We start from the raw sequence: 20,720 nt of genomic DNA on the forward strand, positions 1-20,720 counted from the left end.
AAAATGGAAAGCTTTATCCTGATTGTGGCTGGCATTTTTGCACTGTATTACCTGAGTCAAAAACAGGACATTATGGCAAACAAGATGTTTGGTCACGAATTCAACCGTTTCGAGCGGATTTACCACAACACCACCTACTCTTGTCAAAATTCCACCATTGTCAGAAAGCAACTAACCAGTGGAATGCCCCTGCCCTTCATTCCAGCGACCAGCTATTCAGTTAGAGCCTTATGCCTTACCGAAGACAATCACTGGTTCTGGTTTGATGCTTCTATACATCGCATGAAGCTGGAACGCACCAGCATCACACCCACCGATGCCAAAGACGCATTTAATGCCTTGAAAGACGACCCTGAAATACTGCATCGTTATTTCTCAAACCATGACCAGCAATCAGCATAACTGACTGTCAAAATCGCCTTGACATATAAACGACAGATAAAAATATCCTGTAACCCTGATTACCAGGGATTACAGGACTTGTGATAAAGAGACCACCCTTCCGAATGGATCCCACCAAACCATAACAGGTTAACTCACAACCTCGGACTACCGGAGGTCTTTGCGCAAAATCTTGCCAACCGGTGTCATCGGCAATTCATCACGAAATTCACACACTTTGGGCACTTTATAGGCCGTCAGATAATCACGGCACCAGCTTAGTAACTCGTCAGCTGTGAGACTGTCATCTGACTTGATAACAAACAACTTGACCTTCTCCCCGGAGTTTTCGTCGGGAACCCCAATGGCCGCACAGTTTGCCACCTTCGGATGACCGGAAACAACATCCTCAATTTCATTCGGATAGACATTAAAACCGGAAACCAGAATCATATCCTTGATGCGGTCAACAATTCTGACAAACCCATCTTCCTGGATCACAGCGACATCACCGGTTTTCAGCCAACCATCCGTACTGAGTACTTCGGCTGTTGCTTCAGCTCGCTGCCAGTATCCGGACATAACCTGCAGCCCCCTGACACAAAGCTCACCAGGCTCACCTATCGCAGTCTCACCACCATTATCGTCTATGGTTTTCAGCTCTGTGGAAGGTATTGGCAGGCCCGCAGTACCTGGCTGTGACAAATCACCGGCCGGATTCATACAAACGGCGGGAGAACACTCTGTTAACCCATAAGCTTCAGAAATAATACACCCGGTCTCTTTATGCCACCTTTGAGCCGTTGCCTCCTGCAGCGCTGTCCCTCCGGATAAAGTCACCTTTAAGCCTGATAAATCACATTCTTTAAATTTGGGATGATTCAGCAAGCTGGCAAATAAGGTATTCAAGCCAATAAAAGCTGTAAAACGCCACGGCTTAATCGACTTGATAAATGTATCTGTATCTCTCGGGTTAGCTATCAGAATACTGTGATTCCCCATAAACGGCATACACATTAAATGCACTGTGAAGGCATATATGTGATAAAGCGGTAAAGGTGCGATAAGCGTTTCGTGCCCTGTTTTTAAGATTTTCTGCCCCTGTTCATCCACTTGAGACAGCATCTCTTTGGACTGAAGCATATTTGCTATCAAATTCCTGTTAGTCAGAATGGCACCTTTGGCCACCCCGGTAGTACCACCAGTGTATTGAAGTACCAGCGGATCAGAGAGCTTACCCTCCGGAATCGGTTGATAGTCAGAGGCTTTTGCAGCTTTGAAGGTGTCAAGCAGCGGAACTGCCTGGGGCAAGGAATACCGTGGCACCATCTTCTTAACATATTTGACCAGGAAATTAACCACCTGCCGTTTCGGAGCCGGAACCATATCAGCAAGCCGGGTCACAAAAAGATGCTTGATATCTGTCTGACTAACCACCTCTTCAACGAGATCACCAAAGTTTTCAAAAAATACTAACGCCTTTGCTCCCGAGTCCTTGAACTGGTGCAGCATTTCCCGGGCAGTATAAAGCGGGTTGGTATTTACGATAACCAATCCTGCTCGCAACGCGCCATAAACGACAATCGGGTACTGTAGAAGATTGGGCATCTGAATAGCAATTCGATCCCCCGGTTGCAGATCAGTATTTCTTTGGATGTATGCTGCAAACCGCTGACTGTAAAGATCAATCTCAGCATAAGTCAGTGTATGTCCAATGCCCGTAAATGCGGGGAGCGAGCCATTCTCATGTAAAAAAGCATTGATCACAGATAAAGCACTGGAATACTCATCAGGGTTAACAGAATCACCAACCCCAGCAGGCCTTTTACCATTCCAGAATGATGCATCCATAACACTGCGCCTCTTATTTTATGGTTATTGTTATCAGGGCTATTTAACCTTTTCAGGAAATTTTACCCAACATTTTATCGATAGGCATCTAATTAGTGACGAATTTGCCGAATAATTATCATGTAATCTCTGGCAATGACGTTTTTTTTACCTTAATCTATTTTTTAAGACACAATTTACGCAGATAGTCAGAGCACGTAAAGACACCAGTACTAACTACGGACAGAATCAACAGGATGTTGACCATAAAACCGTCTACGAGCCCAGTCAGATCATTTTCTGCTTTACCATGGCAGGAGGTCATTGATGACTGAATTTTACCTGAAAATACTCTCCGGCAACCATATTGGTGCCGAGATCCCCATCGAGCCGGGCAGGTACTCCCTGGGTAAAGATGATGGTTGTGACCTGGTATTAACCGACGACAACCTGAATGATATCGAGCTCATTATTGAGATTTCCAATGATGGCCAGATCAAAATCCAATCAAGCACAGCGGATACCCCTTTATATGTAAATGGCGAGCCCGCAGGTTCGAGTATTCAGTACCGCCACTTTGATATTGTTACCTCAAGCAGCCTGTTTATAGCTATCGGCCCCGCTGATACAGAGTGGCCATCTCTGGCACTGCCGAACATAGCACCTCCCCCAACACAGGAACTGACTGTCAGCGAGGAAGAGCTGCCATCTCCGGACGCAGATGAGCTTGATCTATCTGGATCTGACTTTCAGCAGCCACTGCCAGATGTGGATGAAGAGGATGACGAAGAAGATGAGGACGATTTTGATGATACATCCTTTATAGCAAGTATTGATAAAAGATGGCTTGCCGCCATTCCAGTCATACTGCTGATTGTGATAGCCGGCGTGAGTCTGATGATCTCCAACACGGATACCGAAGTACAAAAAGTAACAAGCATCCCGGGAGTGCTCGAAATCTCAGCAAAAGCCAGAGACCAGCTTGGACTTAAAGAGGTAAAGTTCAAACAGCTGCCCGACAAATCATTACTCGTGTCGGGTTATACACCAACGCTGCAGGACAGACTTGAACTGCAAAAATTTCTCAGAAAGCAGGGCATTCCTTTTAATTTGCAGATCATTGTTATGAATGAAATGCGTGATAACGCTGAACTGCTTCTCAGAGACCGTGGTTATGACAAACTTGAGCTGGAGCTGGATAACACGCCCGGATCTCTGGTGATAACCGGATATGTTTCAACTTCTGATGAGCTTGATAATATTATCAGCATGCTCAAACAGGAGATTTATGGGCTTACGTCAGTTGTTGATCAGGTTGAGAACCAGATTAGTCGGGTCAATACCCTCAAATCCATGCTGCGGGAAAAAGGGTTGATACCAAGAATTCATGTCGTCACCCGGGATCAAACGGTGATCCTGAAAGGGCACCTGCTGGATGAAGGACAAGTTTATGACCTGCAAACGGTAGTAGCCAAGTTTCAGAAAAAATACGCCAACAAACCATCCATTGAATTAGCTACCAAGTATGCAGGAGGTACAATAACGGACAGTCAATCACCTTTATCGTTAAATATACGCGGTATCAGTATGGGCAAAGTGCCTTACGTGATACTGATAGATGGTTCCAAGTACCTCATAGGAGCAAAACTTTCTAATGGGTATATAATTGAAGATATCAACCTTGAGTATCTTTTATTAGCTAACGGAACTGACAGAATCAAATACCGTCTTGGAGGGAACCGTGACGGACAAACCGAAAAATGAAGAGAATATTCTTCTCTCAACAACTGAAGAACAGTTGATTCAAGATAAGGACGGCTCTTACCGGGATCAGATCCTTAACCATTTACTCTCTGAAGCGACTCGCCTGAAAGGATTAAAAGATAAAGGCGCAGCTCCGGAAGATTTTTCAAAAATCGACAGCCTGCTCACCGCAGTAGTTGCGGCTATGGAGGTCGTTGATAAGAGCTGGAAACAGCATCACGGTCAATCAAAAGCCTGAGAGGGAACTCAGCCATGGCATATCAGGATACCTACAACCCGAATTACAATCAGCCAGGAAGCGCCGGTTTCAGCTTTGACAAAGTATCTGAAACATTCGGAAGCCAGGCAGAAGCGCTCGACACAGCACTGAAAACCCGTGTCGCCAATATGGATCCTAACAGTACCAAGGATATGGTTGAGTTCCAGGTAGAGTTCAACAAGTACATGATTGTTGAAGGTCTTCGTTCAAGTATCGTCAAATCCATCAAGGATACGATACAGAGTATTATTCAGAAGCTCTAAACTAATTTTATGGATGGAGATAGTCAGCAATGATTGATGACAAGCTTTTAAAAACTCTGGCGGATATTGGCTTTATGGCCAGCGGAACCGGACTGCCAAAACATGCTTTTGGCATTTTCAACGGTATTGAAGCTGCCAGGCCTGACAGCCCACTTAGCACCATTGGCTTTGCCCTTGAGTTTATGAATCGAAAACGTCATCAGGAAGCTATTGACCTGCTGCACAAGGAAGGTCTGGCAAAGCACCCTGAAGACCCTACTATCAAGGCTTTTCTGGGATTAGCTTTGATGTTTGAGGGACGTAATAAAGAAAGTGAAGACTACCTTAAACCACTGCTGTCTTCAAAAGAGGCAGAACCCGCTGAAATGGCCAGAGAACTTCTAGCCAACATCCACGGCCAATAGCTTATTCCGGAAGCTTAGCTCGCAAAGCTTCCGGGAAGTTTTTCCCCGGCACCGCTTTCTCAATCATCCACTGCTTGACCACCGCCGTAAGAAAGATTAGAAATTGCTCCAGTTGCTGAGGGTTCTCAGCCATAGTCTGCACCAGACGGACAGACTTGCTTAACGTATCAACTGAAAAATAATGGTCAGAAACTACCCTTTCAGATAGCCCGGAACCAGACTCACTGAATACCCCCTTGCCTCCAACTTCACGCCTGAACTCAGTAATTGAGCCAGAAAGCAAATTCTTCACCAACTCATCTGACAGCGCTATTGCAGGTTCAAACCACTCAGGTTCACCCCAGCGTTGAATCTCTTCTGCCCCCTGACATAATCGACTTACCACCCTGTCAAAATACCCCTTGAGACGCTTTCCTGAGAATGCCTGAAAGCCATGAAATGTCCATAGATTCACTTTCTGTTGCCAATAGAACTCCTGATCTAAACGCGGTAAGTGACAAACAGTCATCCCTTTACAACGCTCCAGAAGCGCACACCAGTCATCGTGATGATCCACAACAACCCTGAACGTAGCATCCAGGCCTTTTTCAAAAGCATTGGCATATTGACTGCAAAGGAAAGGCTTGATGTTAGATAACGTGTCACTCGCACCGGTCCGAACCCAATTATTGGTCACCAGACTCTCTTTCACCGGCGGCATCCCAATCAATTCGCCATTAACCAACTGGAAGAGGCAATCCCGATAACCATTAAAGTGGAACTGTTCAACAACGCTCCAGAGAGACGTGAGCATAAAGCTGTTATCCGTGCCACAGAAGGCTCTCTGGGGATCGTTCAACTCAGACTCGAACGCTTTTATAACACCCGGACAGAAAGCAGCTTTAACATCCACAAGATGAGGTATGCCATTTCTGGATACGACATTCCGATTATGAACATCTCCCATTCCCAACAGGATCGATAAACCAGCAATAACTCCCAGGCGTTGGTAATAATCGTTTATCTGCTGATCATCCAGCGCCTCATTGAGATCCCTATCAACAAACTCACAATAGCCGTAAGCGCCTTGAAAAGATCCAGACAATATTCTTATGGTTGCCAGTCCAGGCTGCCCACCCAGCCACTGGTTAAGCTTACCGGCGATATTACTGTTATCAGCAGTATGCCCGATAATCTGCCGTTCGACAGCCAGATCCCTGTTTTTATAAACCAGCTTCTCGCCATTATCGCAAACGATAATGGCAATCATGCAAGAAGACGACGTACTTAACGGAAAATCAAGACGGGCAATACTCTGCGCTGGCTGTTGCCAGCGATCAGAAAACAGCTGATTGACACCCCCAAGATCTCTGTAAAACCGGGCAAATAATTGTTTAAAGTCTTTCAGTACACGGATAATCCATAAGCGGTTCAAACGATACCACAAAGGAAATTCAGCACTCAGGAATACCAGCCCGCCCTGCTCAACGACAGAGTCCAACACATCGGTATATTGCACAGTCCCTTTCATCTCAGCAACCCAGCCAATTGCCTGCAACAGCTGGCCATCCAGCTTTGCAGCAAAGGGCTTGAGCAGGCTCGCTCGAAATTCAGGGCATTCTGACTGGTTATGGTAAAACGCCAGCTGCACATCCAGCCAGCAGAGCAAAGGCTCCAGAAGCCTGAACCGATGAGGCTCGACACAATCCAGATGCAGCATCACCTCAGCCGGGAGCCTTTGCTCTTCAGGCCACCATCTTGTTTGATGGTTAGCCTGCTTTGTTGACGGTTTATCGGTCAGGGCCAGCAGTTGATATTTACACATCCACATAATATTCAACAGAAGTGCCGGTTCCTGAGAAAACTTCGCCTTCAAGTCCGTCACATGGCAACCGGATAGACAAAGACGGGCCACTTGGTCAATCAGGTCCGTTTTTAACAATGAGTCCATTTCGGTATAGTGAACAAACTGCTCGGATCTCAGCAGCAATCTAACACCTCGATCCGTTGTCGTAAGGAACTGGTCATCTGCCAACTGACTGGCTGGGTAATGCTCAAATATCTGATGATAAGGAAGCCCCACTGGCCTTTTATTTAATCGGGAAATCTGATCAGCGTCTTTATTCAGGTCACTCACCAACTGATGATACTCATCAACAATGGCTTCCCATCGATAATTCTCAAATACCCTCTGCCTTCCCCGCTCTCCCATGCCAGACAGAAGTTCAGGCTCCTGAATCAGCTGATGAATTTTCTCTGAACATTGGCTTAAATTAACCGCTGTCCCCTGGGCTTGCAGCAAATGGGCATGGTCCGTCAATAATGAACCAAGCGGACGGGCGAGATCATCCAGATCTGTCGATACGGTTTCAATCAAACAGCCACTGACCCCATCCTCAACCAATTCTGAATAGCCATTCCAGTCGGATAAAACAACAGCCCTGCCATTAACCATTGCTTCCAGAGGTACGATGCCAAAACTTTCCTGAATATTATCCGAAAGCGTCAGAACCAGATCACAGGCTGACAGCCATTGATGTTTACGGTCATCTGCAATTTCCAGCTCAAAGCGGACACTGCCTTCAAGGTTTAAATCATAAGCTTGTTTTAACAAGGACTGCACAGCTGGATTGCCAGCATCTCCTGCACCCGCAATAATCCATTTGATATTTCGGTGCCCATAACCCTCCACCAGATCATTCATTACCAGCAATACCGGATGGAGGTCCATCTTGTTTGAAGGAGCAATCCGGCCAAGGGTTAAAATGACAAAAGATTCCTGAGCAACACCCAATACCCCTCTGGCTTCCTCTTTACTTCCTGCATAACGCTCATCAGGATCTATCCCCAGGGGCAGCTTCGCAACACTCCCCTTGTAAGGTATAGCCACACCAATATGATCTGAAATACTGGAACTTGCAGCAGACAACAGACGCATCATCACTTTTTTCTGCGCTTCGCTGCTGCATAAAATTGCGTCACAGCTTTTTAGCGGTGACAACAGAAGATCACGGGTATTTGACATATTTGAGTCGGTACTCAACGTATGAGCCCGACCCGTAATAGGAAATGGTTCCACACAGTACGCATCACGAAGCGCTGCGAGATGACCAACCCAGGGATCCCCCTGATGAAAAACCTGGTACCTGACCCTGGAAAAATACCGGTTTAACTGATGAGCCGGTAAGAAATGGATGGCTTTATCACTGCCATAATGCTGAAGAAAAGATTCCCAGCCGGTTCTCAACTCCGGCAATAACGACTGAGGGGAAAATATATGTATCTCTTTGAATCGACTGTAACGGATGATGGCTTTCAGAAATCCGTCATTGGCACGCCGGAGTCCATTGAAATAGGCAGCTTCAGTACTGGCAACCAGGCAACCAAATATTGAGGAACCAGTGGATTGCTGCTTTTTCAAAGGCATATCGAACAACTCTAATCATTGACATACCTTATATATCGAACTGACAGCAGCTTCTATTAGGACATGAACATCATGGCAGGGCCAGGGGGGGCACTTTGCTCAACCCAATTGACAAAAAGTGCATGATTATTGGCCAATGCTGCAATGACCTCTTCAATACCATCAACATTCAGGCTCTTTATCGGAGCAGAAGCATATAGAGCCAGAGCATCGACATCAGGGTCGATACACAATGAAACACGCTCATGGGCAACCAGAGCCAGGTTTTTTCCCAGCAGCCTGATCAACAATTCTTCACGCTTACTATTATCCCCGGGCAGCCTGGCAATGATGCTATAAGCATAAAAGCGACCATTGGCCTGAAAACAGGCAACCTCTATCCGACCATTAACCAACAGAGAATATCTGTCGTTTTCATACTCCAGCTCATCTATCTGCTGACGAGCAGCGTATGAATTCATCAATTGTTCAAAGCTCATAGCATCCATGCTCTTGATTTAAATAAGTTCAAAAAGGCATCCCTGCCTCTCCTTAAGCATAGTGCAGCTTAATTACTTGGCCAGATGACCGGAAGCAGGTGCCAATAAGCGGGACTTCAAAGAAATCCTTCTGAACAGAATAATAAGACCTGTAAACGCCACAAGTGATGCAACAAAGCCTAAGGAAATCGAGTGAGTAATCCCCATTACCAGATACCCGAACATGGCTACAGCCGCTATGCCAAGCGCGTAAGGAAGCTGAGTATTGACGTGATCCATGTGGTGACAGGATGCCCCGGTGGACGAAAGGATTGTGGTATCAGAAATCGGGGAGCAGTGATCACCAAACACAGCACCTGCCAGCACAGAGGCCAACATGGGCAGCATCATGGCTATGTCCGCTGCAGCCGCCATATCTCCGGCAATGGGCAACATAATACCAAAGGTACCCCAACTGGTTCCGGTAGCAAAAGCCATCACACCAGAGACAATAAAAAGCATCATGGGCAGAAAGCTGGGGGAAATATTCCCACTAACCAGACTAGCCAGATACTTACCGGTCTCCAGCTGGCCAATTATTCCGGTCAGAACCCAGGCAAACACAAGAATATAGATAGCTGGCAACATTGACCTGCTGCCCTCAGCGATCGCCTTCTTCCAGGTGTTTCCGGAAATATTTCGACCCAGCAACCGGGCTATCGCAAACAGAAGACCAATCATACCGCCACTGATCAGTGATAACGTAACATCGGTATTCTCAAAGGCACCCAGAATGGAAAATGCCTGATCATCACTAGCAAGAGCGGTATACCCCGTCCAGATCATGGCAGCCATCGTTGCCAGCACCAACACCAGAATCGGTGACACCAGATCCGCCACTCGGCCATTTTCATCTTCTTCCAGAGCTGGAGCGCCCGGAGGGTTACCCTTATTGGCATCAAACAGATTGCCAGCAAGCGCTGCACTCTCGTGTCTGGCCATGGGGCCAACATTAAGATCCATGGCTGCGGTAAAGAAAACCAGCGCCAGCGCAAAAATTGCATAAAGGTTCATTGGAACCATGGCCAGGAATGAAAAGACCGGGCTATCGCCACCAACACCGTGGGTCGCCATAATAGTACCCACCAGAGCAATGATATAAGCACCCCAGCTTGAAATTGGCATAATTACGCAGATTGGGGCAGCGGTCGAATCAATCAAATAAGCGAGCTTGGCTCTTGAGACTTTGTGCCGGTCAGTGAGAGGCTTACTGATACTCCCCACGGCAAGGCTGTTGAAATAATCATCAATAAAAATGATAACACCGAGAAAGACCGTCAGTACCTGCGATCCCTGACGCGTCTTGACACGCTCACGAGCCCACTCACCAAAGGCCCTGGCTCCACCAGAAATAGTGATCAGGCTGGTGATCACACCCAGAACCAGCAAAAACAACAGAATATAGAGATTGCTGAAATTAAGGCCTTCATCCCAAAACACACCAACAAACCCATCAAAAATACGGTGAATGGTGATAAGCGGATTCAAGCCGGTCAGCAGTAACGCACCGGTGACTATACCAGCGCCCAGAGACCATAATACTTTCCGGGTTATGACTGCCAGAATAATTGCAATGGCTGGGGCCAATAATGATAACGACGAATCACTGAAACTGGTTAATTCCATAAAAACTGATCTCGTTTATTGATCACCCATGCCCATTATTCCAGTGCTTATCAGGATGAGTGAACCAGTTGTAATTAGATCAGGAGGCAAGCGTACATGGAGGAAGCGCGAATAAAGAAAACCTCATCAGCGCTCTCTGGTACCCGTTAGCTCTCCACAGTAAAAACTGTGACAGTAGTACACCTGTTCGATGCACTACCAGTGAGGCAGGTTGACCACCAGGCTCACTTCGGCGCCATTTCCTTTCAATCGGACTACGGACGTCACCCTATTCCGATTTACTGATAAACAGCGCGCCTCTAACTAGGGAAAGAGGATCACAGGCAGGAATGTAGCAAGAGGATACTCGCTACATCACCCCTGAATGGGCGCATTATGCACCATTGCTCCCGATATAAATACCCAAAGCAAGTATAAGTAAAGGAATCAGATATTACATTTTATAATATCTGTATCACTCCCACTCAATCGTAGCCGGTGGCTTACTGGATACATCATAGGTCACCCTGGAAACATGCTCAATTTCATTGATGATCCGATTAGAGACTTTTTCCAGCAGATCATAGGGCAGGTGAGCCCAGCGAGCGGTCATAAAGTCTATGGTTTCCACCGCTCGCAGGGCAATCACATACTCATAGCGGCGACCATCACCCACCACGCCAACGGATTTCACCGGCAGGAAAACAGCAAAAGCCTGGCTGGTCTTTTGATACCAGTCGGCCTTACGCAGTTCTTCAATGAAAATAGCATCCGCCTGGCGGAGAATATCCGCATATTCCTTTTTGACCTCGCCCAGGATACGAACACCGAGGCCCGGCCCCGGGAATGGGTGACGGTATACCATGTCATAAGGCAGACCCAGTTCCAGACCTATGGTTCGAACCTCATCCTTGAACAGCTCACGCAACGGCTCAACCAACTCCATCTTCATCTCTTCCGGCAGCCCGCCCACATTATGATGGGACTTGATGACATGGGCCTTACCGGTTGTTGAACCAGCAGACTCAATAACATCGGGATAGATGGTGCCCTGGGCCAGAAAAGTGATGTTGTCCAGGGCACTGGCATGTTCATCAAACACTTCGATAAAGGTATTGCCAATAATCTTGCGCTTGTCTTCAGGGTCCTGCACACCGTTCAGACGACCCAGGAACAGCGCTTCAGAGTCCGCACGAATAACCCGAACCCCCATATTTTCTGCAAACATGGCCATCACCTGATCGCCTTCATGGAGGCGGAGCAGACCATTATCAACAAAAACGCAGACCAGCTGATCACCTATAGCCTTGTGCAGCAGCGCCGCTACGACACTGGAATCAACACCACCGGACAGCCCCAGTAACACCTTCTGTTCGCCCACCTGCTCACGAATACGGGCAATAGCGTCGTCGATGATCTTGCCTGGCGTCCACAGTTTCTGACACCCGGCAATATCAACCACAAAACGCTCAAGAATTCGTAATCCCTGGGTGGTATGTGTCACTTCCGGGTGGAACTGGACGCCGTAATACTGCTTTTCCTCACAAGCCATGGCCGCAATCGGGCAGGAGCCGGTGGAGGCAGCAACCACAAAGCCTTCAGGTATGGCGGTCACTTTATCGCCATGGCTCATCCAGACATCCAGAGCCAGACGACCACCTTTACAAACATGGTCTTCAATGCCATCAAAAAGGCGCACTTTCTCTTCCAGCTGAACCTGAGCATAGCCAAACTCACGCAGATCAGAGGTACTGACCTTGCCACCCATCTGCTCTGCCATGGTCTGCATGCCATAGCAGATACCCAGCACAGGCACACCGAGTTCAAAAACAATATCTGCGGCTTTTGGAGAGTTATCACCAGTAACGGATTCAGGGCCGCCGGACAAAATGATCGCTTTCGGGTTGAACTCCCGGATAGCGGCATCATCCATATCATAGGGATGAAGTTCACAATAAACGCCGATCTCACGCACTCTTCGGGCGATAAGCTGAGTGTACTGGGAGCCAAAATCAAGAATCAGAATGCGGTCTGAATGGATATCCTGGGACATGATTAATCTCTAAGTCCTGTGATCAGCAGGGCCGGGAGGCTTACCCTTACTGAAAGTAAACAGCCGGTCAGAAGCTATCTCATTTCTGCCCGGCTGCAGGTGTCAACATGAACAACGCTGTGAAGCAGTCTTAACCAACTCGGTAGTTAGGCGCTTCCTTGGTAATCGTTACATCGTGAACATGGGATTCGGCCATACCGGCATTGGTCACGCGAACAAACTGTGGCCGGGTGCGCATGGTTTCCATATCAGCAGAACCGGTATACCCCATCGCGGCACGCAAGCCACCCACCATCTGATGGATAATGGCATGGAGAGGCCCCTTGTAAGGTACACGCCCTTCAATACCTTCCGGAACCAGCTTTTCGGCACCCGCTTCGGCACTCTGGAAATAACGGTCACTGGAACCGGAAGCCTGAGACATTGCCCCCAGAGAACCCATGCCACGATAAGCCTTGTAGCTACGCCCCTGGTAAAGCTCCACTTCACCCGGCGCTTCTTCAGTACCCGCCAGCATACTGCCCAGCATGACGGTACTGGCACCGGCAACAATCGCTTTTGCCATATCACCGGAAAAACGGATACCGCCATCAGCAATAACAGGCACTCCGGTATCTTTCAGCGCTTCAACCACATTGGCTACCGCACTGATCTGAGGCACACCGATACCGGTCACAATACGGGTAGTACAGATAGAGCCCGGACCGATACCCACTTTAACACCATCAGCGCCCGCTTCGACCAGAGCCCTGCCTGCCTCGGCGGTGGCAATATTACCGCCGATCACCTGAACCTGCGGGTAGTTTTCCTTCACCCACTTCACTCGCTCAATCACACCACGGGAATGGCCATGAGCAGTGTCGACGATAATGACATCAACGCCAGCAGCCACCAGGGCAGCAACACGATCAGGCGTTTCCGCCCCGGTACCTACCGCTGCCCCGACTCGCAACTGTCCCTGACTGTCTTTCGATGCATTCGGGTACTGCTGGGCCTTTTTAATATCCTTAACGGTCATCATACCGGTGAGATTGAACTGATCATCCACCACCAGCACTTTCTCAATACGATGCTTGTGCAGGAGCTTGCGAACGGTCTCCGGATCAGTACCTTCCTGAACCGTCACCAGACGCTCTTTCCGGGTCATGATCTCGGAAACGGCTTTATCCAGATTAGAGACAAAGCGGACGTCACGACTGGTAACAATACCCACCAGATCGTTGCCAGAAAGCACGGGAACACCGGAGATATTATGTCTGGAGGTCAGCTCCAGAAGGTCTCTGACGGTGGCACTGGCATCAATGGTAATCGGGTCTTTGACCACACCACTTTCGTGCTTCTTGACCTTGCGCACTTCAGCGGCCTGCTGCTCCGGCGTCATATTCTTGTGAATAATCCCGATTCCGCCTTCCTGGGCCATGGCAATAGCCAGAGACGCTTCGGTAACGGTATCCATTGCCGCAGAAATCAGCGGAATGTTCAGCTCAATACCGCGGGTCAGTTTGGTTTTCAGGGAGACATCTTTGGGGAGGACTTCGGAGTAGCCGGGCAGGAGGAGGACATCATCGAAGGTGAGTGCATCTTGTGCAATTCTCAGCATTGCCTGTTACCAAGAGTTTATTTTATGGGAAAAAAATTCGGACAAGTATACCCTATATTTCAACTTCAGCTAAACCACTTATTCAGGCAGAATACCAAAAAAACCGACAATCCCCCTGCCAGGCTTGATCCATGCACCACTTTACAGACAAACCGACGCAAAACGCTGAGGCATCCGCAAAAGCCCTCTCTGTTACGGAGTTAAATGGTAAAGCCAGGCGATTGCTGGAGATGAATTTCAATAATGTCCGTGTTGAGGGCGAAATATCCGGACTGGCCCGTCCCAGCTCCGGGCATTGGTATTTCACCCTGAAGGACAAACAGTCACAGATTCGCTGCGCCATGTTCCGCAACCGTAACCAAGCGCTTAAGTTTGTCCCGACTGAAGGCATGCTGTTGATGGTCAGGGGGCGCGTAAGCCTGTATGAAGGAAGAGGCGACTATCAACTGATTGTTGAACACATGGATAATGCCGGCACCGGTGACCTGCAGAAAGCCTTTGAGATGCTCAAGGCGAAACTGGCCGCTGAAGGCCTGTTCGACATCACGCGCAAACAACCCCTGCCCGCTCACCCAAAGCATATCGGGGTGATCACCTCACCCACCGGCGCAGCCATTCGGGATATTCTAACCGTACTGAAAAGACGCTTCCCTGCCATTCCGGTCACCATTATTCCCAGCTCGGTTCAGGGAGAACAGGCAAAACACGAACTGGTCAATGCGCTAAAATTGGCAACAAGTGCCAACCGGTTTGATGTACTGATTATTGGTCGCGGCGGTGGCTCACTGGAAGATTTGTGGCCATTCAATGAAGAGTTGGTGGCCAGGGCCATAGCAGGCTGCCCTATCCCCATAGTCAGTGCCGTTGGTCATGAAATTGACTTTACCATTGCCGACTTTGTGGCTGATCACCGGGCAGCAACCCCATCAGCAGCGGCAGAAATCCTCAGCCCGGATCGCCAGGCCCTGTTAAATCAGCTTAACCTGATCAGCAGAAAGCTCACGACACTGACACGCCATAAGCTGCAGTTAAGCCAGCGAGAGCTTGATAACCTGCAAAAACGGTTAAGACACCCCGGAGATCGCCTGAGAGACAACAGCCAGCGGCTGGATGATCTGGAAATCCGGTTAAAACAGGCCATCACCCTGAAACTGGAACGGGCTCAATCAAGCCTGAGTCGGCTCAAAGACCGGGCAAATCAACAAAACCCCCAACGTAAATTGGAACTGCTGAAAAGCCGTAACGAATATATGGGGCAAAAGCTGATTCAGCTCATATCCAGCAGCCTGGAAAGACGTCACCTAAAACTGGAGAAAGTATCTGGAGAATTGAACGCCGTGAGCCCTCTGGCGACACTTTCAAGAGGCTATGCCATCACCATGGCCGGCGATGCCATTATCCGAAGCAGCCAGCAGCTCCAGGAAGGCGATCGGGTGACCACACGATTCTTCGAGGGCGAGGCGATCTGCAAAGTGGAAAAAATCACAAATTAACATGAACCGCTAACCAGATGGTATCAACATCGGGTTGAGTCCACGCAACCCGATGCCTGCACCCGGAAGGCAGCATAATATAATCACCGGCATGGAGAGTGACAGGGGCTCTTTCCCCATCAAACTCCAGCACAGCTGAACCGCTTAACAACACCACCCACTCATCCCAGGACTGGTCATACCACTCCCCTGTTGGCGTCGTATGACCACGGGAAACAATCCGCTCTATTGTCACGCCACCGGATTCCTGCAGAGTCTCAAACAACTCTTCAGGTAATTCGTCAGGTATGTGTTCGAACAGATTGTTTTTCATTGACTACTCACCTGAACCAGTCAGGAACGTTTTGTCTTACGCTTTTCTTTGGCAAACTGTGCCGATTTTTCAACTCTGCGCTTACGGTGAGCCTGCCTCTGATCAATCTCTTTAGTTTCCGCATAAGGGTTATCACCTGAGCGGAACTCAATTCGAATAGGCGTTCCCATAATCTTCAGCAGTTTACGGAAGGTATTTTCCAGATAACGTCGATAAGCCGCAGGCACCCGGTCAGTCTGGTTACCATGAATAATAATCGTTGGCGGATTCATGGCTCCAGCATGGCAGTAACGCAGCTTAATACGGCGATTATTGACCATGGGCGGCTGATGCTCCTTAACAGCATCCTCCAGAATTCGCGTCAGACGATTGGTGGACAGTTTACTGGTCGCCGCTTCATACGCCTCTTCAATAGAGTCATACAGATTGCCAACACCGGTGCCGTGTTTTGCCGAAATCATGTGAATGCGAGCATAATTGATAAACCCGAGTCGACGCTTCAGCCCTGTCTTTACCTGGGTTTTCTGCTCTTCTTCCATGCCATCCCACTTGTTCAGTGCAATGACCACAGCACGCCCCGCGTCCAGAACAAAGCCCAGCAGGTGCAGATCCTGCTCCACAATACCTTCCCTGGCATCCAGCACCAGAACCACCACATTGGCATCTTCAATCGCCTGCAGCGTCTTGATGACCGAAAACTTTTCGATGGATTCGGACACCTTGCCTCTTCTGCGGACACCTGCCGTATCAATCAGCGTATAGTCTTGACCAAAACGCTCATAGGGAATGTAAACACTGTCACGGGTCGTTCCCGCCTGGTCGTAAACAACCACTCGTTCCTCGCCTAACAAGCGGTTAACCAGGGTAGATTTACCCACGTTAGGGCGACCAACGATACCAATCTTGATACCTCTGGGCCTGGTTGACAGTTCATCAGACTCTTCTGCCTCACCGTCAGTACACTCCAGCAGCACGTCATTGATCATGTTGCTGACACCCCGACCATGTACGGCAGCAATATGATAGGCTTCGCCGATACCCAGGGAAGCAAAATCTGCCTCGGCCTGCTCAGCATCTACCCTGTCTACCTTATTCAGCACCAGGTGATACTTTTTGCCCTGTTTGCGAAGGTGCAAAGCAATCATTTCATCAGCAGCTGTCAACCCGGCTTTAGCATCCACCAGAAACAGGACAACATCCGCCTCATTGATGGCCGCCAGCGACTGTTCTGCCATGGCAGAGTCAATCCCCTCTTCATCACCGGAGATACCGCCGGTATCTACGACAATATAAGGATGCGAACCAATCTTGCCCTCACCGTATTTCCGGTCGCGGGTTAACCCGGCCACATTGGCTACCAAAGCATCCCGGGAGCGGGTCAGACGGTTAAAAAGGGTGGACTTGCCAACATTTGGCCGACCCACCAGGGCAATTACAGGAACCATAAGATTTACCAAAATTACAAATTACGCAGTGGGGAAATCATTCAGAACACGCTTTCCCAGCGCATCGGTCATCAGACCGAAATTGAAAACGGGCTGAATCCTTTTAAAGATTCAGCCCGACAACATTCTTAAAAGTCAGAAACCAGCTTCCACTACCCGGAAGCTTTTTCCTTCAAAGCAACCAGCTCACCATCAGCAGACAAGACCAGGATCAAGTCACCATCCACCAGGGGCTGGGCTTTAATTGCAGAAGAATCAGCCTTGAAACGTCCAGCCTGACTGCCATCAACCTGCGACAACAGATGCACATAACCCTCACCATCACCGACCACAACGTAACTGCTGAACGCTGCGGGCGCAGACAGCTGACGGAACTCAAAATCTTCCTGTCGCCAGTTAGCGGCACCGGTTCTCTGGTCAATGGAGCTGACATAGCTCTCTTCACTGGTCAGGTAAATAGCACCAAACCCTTCTGTCATGGATTCATAACTGGAAAGCTCTTTTGCCCAGCGAACCCGGCCACTGTAAAGGTCCAGCCCGGCAACATTGCCCTGGAAGCTGACAAAGAAAATGGAATCTCCAAGGATCAGCGGAGCCCCCTTGATATCAACCATCCGTTCCAGCTCAGTACTGCCCTTGGGGGCGGCAACCCGGGAACTCCACAATGGTGCACCGTTTTTCAGACGGAAGGCTTTTGCTTCGCCGCTGGCAAACCCGGCAAACACTGCTTCGCTGAAGATCAGTGGCGCAGCTGAACCTCTTAACGTCAGCGCCGGCTGCAGCGCTTCCTGACGCCAGAGGTACTGTCCGCTCTCAGCATCAAGCACGGTCAGACGGTCATCAATACTCTGCACAGCGACATAGAAACCATCAGTAATCGGCGCACTGAGAATCTCGCTACTGACCCGCTCTCGCCAGAGTTCATCGCCATTGTCCTGGCTCAGGGCAATCACTTCACCATCCAGCGTCCCCAGCAACACCATACCCGCTGCGGCACTGACGCCACCACCAACACGGGTATTGAGTTTTTTCTTCCAGACTTCCTTTCCGGTATCACGCTCAAGGGCAAAAACCGTACCTTCTGCGCCAGAAACAAAGACTTTATCGCCATCCAACGCGGGCTTCAGGCTTTCGAATCGCTTGCCAACCCCTTTGCCAACACCTCTGGACCACACTTCAACCAGCCTGACCTTTTCCTCAGCAATCGTCTGGAGAGGTTTGGCCGTTCTCACCTCCTCTTCATCCGATGAAAAAAGACTGCATGCAGAGAGTCCCAGCATCAGCAGAAGAATCAAAGAGCCTTTAAATAACCTCTCCATTTTGTTATCCCTCCTGAGGTGCCATTGCGGCCAGATCGTCCAGCTTGAGTTGCAGCAACGGACGGTTCAGACCGTTGTCCTGTGCGGCATCGACCGCTTTGCGGTAAGCCGTCTCGGCCTGCTTGCGATCGCCAAGGGCGAGGTAAGCATCGCCTTTTGCTGACTCAACTGTCGCCTCATAGGACTTGCCAGCATTCAGTCGGGTCAGGATATCCAGCGCCTGCTGACCATTCCCGGAAGACTCACTGATCAGTACCCTTGCCAGCCGGACACTGGCCATTGTCTGAATTTCAACTGCGGGTTTCTGAGCCAGAACCCACTCCAGGGAAGCCCGGGCAGCACTTAACTGATTATCCTGCACCTGCTGCTGAGCCAGAAAAAGCGTTGCAAACGCGGCATACTGACTGCTGCCATGATCCTTCTGCAATGAAGATACAACGTGGCTTACCGTTGCTTTTTGCTCTTCAGTCAGCGGCGTTGAAAACTGGGCCTGCTGCTCCAGAGAGGATCCATTGGAAATAGTATCCAGCAAGTTCTGATAAAGCGATGAAGCTTCAGCAATTTCCTGCCGCTGCGTCTTCTGCCAGTACTGATAACCGGAAACCACTGCCAGTGTCATGGCAACACCCAGCACGACCGGCTGACCATAGTCTTTCCATAGATTCTTGAGCAGTTGGACCTGCTCTTCATCAGATTGGTAACTCACCCTTTACTCCTGACTTCTTTCCTGAAACCGTTAACAGTACGATCGCATCAACGAGCGGTTTACTGAACAGCAGTATTCTAAAGTACTTTTTGCAAATGTCCGGCCACATCGGCGATTAGCAGCTGCTGCTGGGCTTCATCCGTCCTCAGGGATTTCACAGTAACCATCCCCGCACCCAGCTCATCTTCGCCGAGAATGAGAGCATAGGCAGCACCGCTGCGATCTGCACGTTTCATTTGTGCTTTAAAGCTGCCACCACCGCAATTCATCAGAATCTTCAGTTCCGGCAACCCATCACGCAGTCTTTCCACTAACGGAAGCGCTCGGTGGCCAACACCCTCACCGACAGCAACCACCGCTACATCCACCCGATTAGAAACGGATTCCGGCAGTAACTGAAGCGTTTCCAGCATCAACACCAGACGCTCAATACCCATGGCAAAGCCCACGGCAGGTGTCGGCTTGCCACCCAACATCTCAACCAGCGCATCATAACGACCGCCAGCACACACAGTACCCTGGGCACCCAGGCTTTCTGTCACCCATTCAAAAACGGTTCTGCCATAATAATCAAGGCCACGCACCAGTCTTGGATTCACGCGATAAGCAACACCCGCCTCATCCAGAATCTGCTTTAACTGTGCAAAGTGTTCCCGTGACTCTTCATCCAGATAGTCAAACAGCTCGGGGGCACCGGCAACAATTTTCTGTGTGTTTTGATCTTTACTATCGAGAATTCTCAGCGGGTTGATAGTCAGGCGACGACGGCTGTCGTCATCCAGCTCTGACTCATAATCCCTGAGATAAGTCACCAGAGCTTCACGATAACGGATACGGGCTTCTAAAGTACCCAGAGTATTCAGCTCCAGCGTGACATGCTTTGACAGACCAAGCTTCTGCCAGAACCGTGCCGTCATCATGATCATTTCCGCATCAATATCCGGACCTGTCATGCCATATGCTTCAACACTGATCTGGTGAAACTGGCGATAACGGCCTTTTTGCGGACGCTCATAGCGGAACATCGGGCCAGAAGTCCACAACCGCTGAATCTGGTTGTAAAACAGGCCCTGCTGAATACCTGCACGAACAACCCCGGCAGTGGCCTCAGGACGAAGGGAAAGCTTGTCACCATTGCGATCTTCAAAGGTGTACATCTCTTTTTCAACAATATCCGTACCAGAGCCAATGCCCCGACTGAACAGAGCAGAGCTTTCCACAATCGGAACCCGGATCTCCTGATAACCATAAGTGCTCAGGACAGAGCGTACCTGCTGCTCAAGGTACTGCCAGACAGGGGTCTGTTCGGGAAGAATATCATTCATCCCACGGATGGCTTGAAGCTGCTTGCCCAAGTTCAA

Annotated in this window: 17 protein-coding genes and 1 riboswitch; of the genes, 6 read left to right on the plus strand and 11 right to left on the minus strand. The window is 49.2% G+C overall.

What is annotated here, in order from left to right:
• Positions 1-3: 3 nt before the first annotated feature.
• The gene (locus CX664_RS08060) at positions 4-402 is read left to right on the plus strand and encodes a hypothetical protein (protein WP_101746238.1); all 399 of its coding nucleotides are present in this window, start codon (positions 4-6) and stop codon (positions 400-402) included.
• Positions 403-549: 147 nt separating this feature from the next.
• Here CX664_RS08060 and CX664_RS08065 read toward each other — a convergent pair whose 3' ends face one another.
• Positions 550-2,232, minus strand: coding sequence for an AMP-binding protein (locus CX664_RS08065; protein WP_101746239.1), 1,683 nt, complete (start codon positions 2,230-2,232; stop codon positions 550-552).
• 306 nt (positions 2,233-2,538) lie between these two features.
• Here CX664_RS08065 and sctD point away from each other — a divergent pair, with 306 nt between their 5' ends.
• The 4 genes from sctD to CX664_RS08085 are packed head-to-tail and all read left to right on the plus strand — an operon-like array spanning position 2,539 to position 4,901.
• Positions 2,539-3,975 (plus strand): type III secretion system inner membrane ring subunit SctD, encoded by a 1,437-nt coding sequence (sctD, locus tag CX664_RS08070; RefSeq protein WP_101746240.1) that lies wholly within the window; start codon positions 2,539-2,541, stop codon positions 3,973-3,975.
• Positions 3,953-4,213 carry a hypothetical protein gene (locus tag CX664_RS08075; RefSeq protein ID WP_101746241.1) on the plus strand — a complete coding sequence of 87 codons (261 nt, stop codon included), beginning with the start codon at positions 3,953-3,955 and terminating at the stop codon, positions 4,211-4,213. The genes sctD and CX664_RS08075 overlap by 23 nt, the downstream gene beginning before the upstream one ends.
• 14 nt (positions 4,214-4,227) lie before the next feature.
• Positions 4,228-4,497 carry an EscF/YscF/HrpA family type III secretion system needle major subunit gene (locus CX664_RS08080; protein WP_101746242.1) on the plus strand — a complete coding sequence of 90 codons (270 nt, stop codon included), beginning with the start codon at positions 4,228-4,230 and terminating at the stop codon, positions 4,495-4,497.
• Between the two features lie 29 nt (positions 4,498-4,526).
• The gene (locus CX664_RS08085) at positions 4,527-4,901 is read left to right on the plus strand and encodes a tetratricopeptide repeat protein (protein WP_101746243.1); all 375 of its coding nucleotides are present in this window, start codon (positions 4,527-4,529) and stop codon (positions 4,899-4,901) included.
• Between the two features lies 1 nt (position 4,902).
• Here the strand turns inward: CX664_RS08085 and CX664_RS08090 are convergent, their stop codons facing one another.
• The 5 genes from CX664_RS08090 to guaB all read right to left on the minus strand — a co-directional run bounded on the left by CX664_RS08090 (position 4,903) and on the right by guaB (position 14,083).
• On the minus strand, positions 4,903-8,307 hold the full coding sequence (locus CX664_RS08090) for a glycosyltransferase (RefSeq protein WP_101746244.1): 3,405 nt from the start codon (positions 8,305-8,307) through the stop codon (positions 4,903-4,905).
• Positions 8,308-8,363: 56 nt separating this feature from the next.
• Complete coding sequence (locus CX664_RS08095; RefSeq protein ID WP_180966426.1) at positions 8,364-8,786, minus strand: CesT family type III secretion system chaperone; 423 nt, start codon at positions 8,784-8,786, stop codon at positions 8,364-8,366.
• A gap of 72 nt (positions 8,787-8,858) precedes the next feature.
• Entirely contained in the window at positions 8,859-10,451 is a 1,593-nt protein-coding gene (locus tag CX664_RS08100; RefSeq protein ID WP_101746246.1) for a Na+/H+ antiporter NhaC family protein, read from the minus strand.
• A 139-nt stretch (positions 10,452-10,590) separates the two neighbouring features.
• A riboswitch (Lysine riboswitch) is annotated at positions 10,591-10,761 on the minus strand.
• Positions 10,762-10,905: 144 nt separating this feature from the next.
• Positions 10,906-12,483: a glutamine-hydrolyzing GMP synthase gene (guaA, locus tag CX664_RS08105; protein ID WP_101746247.1), complete on the minus strand. Its 1,578-nt coding sequence runs from the start codon at positions 12,481-12,483 to the stop codon at positions 10,906-10,908.
• 130 nt (positions 12,484-12,613) lie between these two features.
• Positions 12,614-14,083 (minus strand): IMP dehydrogenase, encoded by a 1,470-nt coding sequence (guaB, locus tag CX664_RS08110; protein WP_101746248.1) that lies wholly within the window; start codon positions 14,081-14,083, stop codon positions 12,614-12,616.
• 131 nt (positions 14,084-14,214) lie between these two features.
• Between guaB and xseA the strand changes: the two genes are divergently transcribed.
• Positions 14,215-15,576, plus strand: a complete 1,362-nt coding sequence (xseA, locus tag CX664_RS08115; RefSeq protein ID WP_101746249.1) for an exodeoxyribonuclease VII large subunit — start codon at positions 14,215-14,217, stop codon at positions 15,574-15,576.
• Here the strand turns inward: xseA and CX664_RS08120 are convergent.
• From CX664_RS08120 to hisS, 5 genes are all read right to left on the minus strand, one after another.
• Positions 15,566-15,889, minus strand: a complete 324-nt coding sequence (locus CX664_RS08120) for a cupin domain-containing protein (protein WP_101746250.1) — start codon at positions 15,887-15,889, stop codon at positions 15,566-15,568. The two genes, xseA and CX664_RS08120, sit on opposite strands and share 11 nt — an antisense overlap.
• A 20-nt stretch (positions 15,890-15,909) precedes the next feature.
• Entirely contained in the window at positions 15,910-17,334 is a 1,425-nt protein-coding gene (gene der, locus CX664_RS08125; RefSeq protein ID WP_101746251.1) for a ribosome biogenesis GTPase Der, read from the minus strand.
• A 152-nt stretch (positions 17,335-17,486) separates the two neighbouring features.
• A complete protein-coding gene (gene bamB / locus CX664_RS08130; protein ID WP_101746252.1) occupies positions 17,487-18,653 on the minus strand; it encodes an outer membrane protein assembly factor BamB in 1,167 nt (388 codons plus the stop codon).
• Positions 18,654-18,657: 4 nt separating this feature from the next.
• The gene (locus CX664_RS08135) at positions 18,658-19,359 is read right to left on the minus strand and encodes a YfgM family protein (protein WP_101746253.1); all 702 of its coding nucleotides are present in this window, start codon (positions 19,357-19,359) and stop codon (positions 18,658-18,660) included.
• A 77-nt stretch (positions 19,360-19,436) separates the two neighbouring features.
• Positions 19,437-20,714 (minus strand): histidine--tRNA ligase, encoded by a 1,278-nt coding sequence (gene hisS, locus CX664_RS08140; protein WP_180966427.1) that lies wholly within the window; start codon positions 20,712-20,714, stop codon positions 19,437-19,439.
• Between the last annotated feature and the right edge of the window lie 6 nt (positions 20,715-20,720).

It is taken from the genome of Endozoicomonas acroporae (assembly GCF_002864045.1).
GTDB lineage: Bacteria > Pseudomonadota > Gammaproteobacteria > Pseudomonadales > Endozoicomonadaceae > Endozoicomonas > Endozoicomonas acroporae.

Bases quoted from the DNA above. Each gene is read 5' to 3' on its own strand.
- CX664_RS08060 (WP_101746238.1), top strand. From the start codon at position 4: ATGGAAAGCTTTATCCTGATTGTGGCTGGCATTTTTGCACTGTATTAC.
- CX664_RS08065 (WP_101746239.1), bottom strand. From the start codon at position 2,232: ATGGATGCATCATTCTGGAATGGTAAAAGGCCTGCTGGGGTTGGTGAT.
- sctD (WP_101746240.1), top strand. From the start codon at position 2,539: ATGACTGAATTTTACCTGAAAATACTCTCCGGCAACCATATTGGTGCC.
- CX664_RS08080 (WP_101746242.1), top strand. From the start codon at position 4,228: ATGGCATATCAGGATACCTACAACCCGAATTACAATCAGCCAGGAAGC.
- CX664_RS08085 (WP_101746243.1), top strand. From the start codon at position 4,527: ATGATTGATGACAAGCTTTTAAAAACTCTGGCGGATATTGGCTTTATG.
- CX664_RS08090 (WP_101746244.1), bottom strand. From the start codon at position 8,307: ATGCCTTTGAAAAAGCAGCAATCCACTGGTTCCTCAATATTTGGTTGC.
- CX664_RS08095 (WP_180966426.1), bottom strand. From the start codon at position 8,786: ATGAGCTTTGAACAATTGATGAATTCATACGCTGCTCGTCAGCAGATA.
- CX664_RS08100 (WP_101746246.1), bottom strand. From the start codon at position 10,451: ATGGAATTAACCAGTTTCAGTGATTCGTCGTTATCATTATTGGCCCCA.
- guaA (WP_101746247.1), bottom strand. From the start codon at position 12,483: ATGTCCCAGGATATCCATTCAGACCGCATTCTGATTCTTGATTTTGGC.
- guaB (WP_101746248.1), bottom strand. From the start codon at position 14,083: ATGCTGAGAATTGCACAAGATGCACTCACCTTCGATGATGTCCTCCTC.
- xseA (WP_101746249.1), top strand. From the start codon at position 14,215: ATGCACCACTTTACAGACAAACCGACGCAAAACGCTGAGGCATCCGCA.
- CX664_RS08120 (WP_101746250.1), bottom strand. From the start codon at position 15,889: ATGAAAAACAATCTGTTCGAACACATACCTGACGAATTACCTGAAGAG.
- der (WP_101746251.1), bottom strand. From the start codon at position 17,334: ATGGTTCCTGTAATTGCCCTGGTGGGTCGGCCAAATGTTGGCAAGTCC.
- bamB (WP_101746252.1), bottom strand. From the start codon at position 18,653: ATGGAGAGGTTATTTAAAGGCTCTTTGATTCTTCTGCTGATGCTGGGA.